Below are 475 nucleotides of genomic sequence, written 5' to 3'. Positions count from 1 at the left end.
GTAATAACCAGTAGAAATCATATCGCCTCTAAGTAAAACAGAACCTACTACTCGGTCCCCAACCTTTTCGCCATCATCATTAATAATTTTGATTTCACAATTACCTATACATGCCCCAACTTCTACAAAACTTATAACATTATCATTTTTAATATCACTTTCAATTATTTTTTCACCTATTTTAACATGATTTCTCATAACATTAACTTCCCTAAATTCTTGTGGGCATTTTGGAGTGGTCACTACTAACGTAGCTTCAGACAAACCATATGATGGTCGTACAGTTGTATTTTTCATTCCAAAATCATACATTTTTTCATTAAATTCTCTACAAGTATCTGGTGAAACTGGTTCAGCGCCATCAATTATTATCCTTAATGCAGATAAATCCATATCAATATCTTTTTCAATCGATATGTATTTACATACATGTTTAAGAGCAAAATTAGGTGCTGCAGTTATTGTTACATTATGT

Annotated in this window: 1 protein-coding gene; it reads right to left on the bottom strand. The window is 31.4% G+C overall.

The annotated features are described in order from the left end of the window. Positions 1-475: AMP-binding protein (locus D7Y11_RS42895; protein WP_148139303.1), on the bottom strand; the 475-nt coding region annotated here is incomplete at both ends.

The sequence above is a fragment of the Corallococcus sp. AB018 genome (assembly GCF_003986945.1).
Lineage (GTDB): Bacteria > Myxococcota > Myxococcia > Myxococcales > Myxococcaceae > Corallococcus > Corallococcus exiguus.
This window is presented reverse-complemented; position numbering and strand designations above follow the sequence as displayed.